Genomic DNA, 1,102 nt, shown 5'->3' with positions numbered 1-1,102 from the left:
CTAGGGCGCGTATTGAGTCGTGATCAATGGGTGGTTCGGGTGAGGTCCTTGAGCCAGATCATCGAGGCGCGCAGGTGTAGGCCGGCGAGGTAGCTGTCCGGGGTCTTGTCGTACCGGGTGGCGATGCCTCGCCAGGCTTTCAGTTTGTTGATCAGGCGCTCGACGGTGTTCCTCTCCTTGTAGAGGTTCGCGTCGTGACTGACGGGCCGACCGCCGCCGGAGCCCTTCCTCTTCCGGTTGGCGGCCTGGTCCTTCTTCTCCGGGATGACCGCCTTGATGCGGCGTTTGCACAGGTGGGAGCGGTTGCCGCGGGACGAGTAGGCCTTATCGGCGGCGACCGCGTCCGGCCGGGTACGGGGGCGACCGACGGGGCCGCGGACCCGTATCTTCCCCAGCACGGGGATGAACTGCGGGCTGTCCGCAGCCTGGCCCGCGGTCAGCACGAACGCCAGCGGGCGGCACTTGCGGTCGGCAGCGAGGTGAACCTTGCTGGTCTGCCCGCCCCTGGAACGTCCCAGGAGAGCGGCCTTCAGCCGGAGTTTCCGCCGACGCCGGATGCGTCGCCGTTCCTCCCGCCAGGGATCTGCTTCGGCGTCCTGTCCGTCTTGTTCTTCGAGGCTGCCCCTTTTGACCTGGCCTTTTCCGCCTCGGTGGCAGCCTTCTCCAGGGCTGTGAGAACGTCCTCGCCCAAGTGCATCCCGGCCGCGTCGTGGTGAGCGCGTGCGGTGGTGGAGTCGATGCTGACCAGGGACAGATCCACCTCACCCCGCTTCGCCGCTTCCGCGATCAGGCCCTCCAGCAGGGCCTCGAAGACGCCGGCGTCACGCCACTGCCGGAAACGGTTATGGACGGTCGGCCAGGCACCGAACTCCTCCGGCATCTCCCGCCACTGCCCGCCAGTCTTGAACCGCCAGATCACACCCTCGAACTGCTGCCGCAACCGCTCGGGATACGGGCCGTACTCGCCGATCGGCAGGTACGACCCGATGAACTCCCACTCCACGTCCGTCAGTTGCACTCGTGTCACGGAAGAACATCTACCGGTTCAGGCCCCACCACAAAGGCGAATCGGCAGATTGATCACGACCCGATACGCGCCCTA

Annotated in this window: 1 pseudogene; it reads right to left on the bottom strand. The window is 66.3% G+C overall.

Annotation, left to right across the window (positions count from 1 at the left end):
* Positions 1-23: 23 nt before the first annotated feature.
* Positions 24-1,027, bottom strand: a pseudogene (locus ACIQBL_RS48065) (IS5 family transposase).
* Between the last annotated feature and the right edge of the window lie 75 nt (positions 1,028-1,102).

It is taken from the genome of Streptomyces sp. NPDC088350 (assembly GCF_044753545.1).
In the GTDB taxonomy this organism is placed as follows: Bacteria; Actinomycetota; Actinomycetes; order Streptomycetales; family Streptomycetaceae; genus Streptomyces.
Note: the sequence above shows the minus strand (reverse complement) of the source record. Positions and strands in the feature narration are given on the sequence as shown.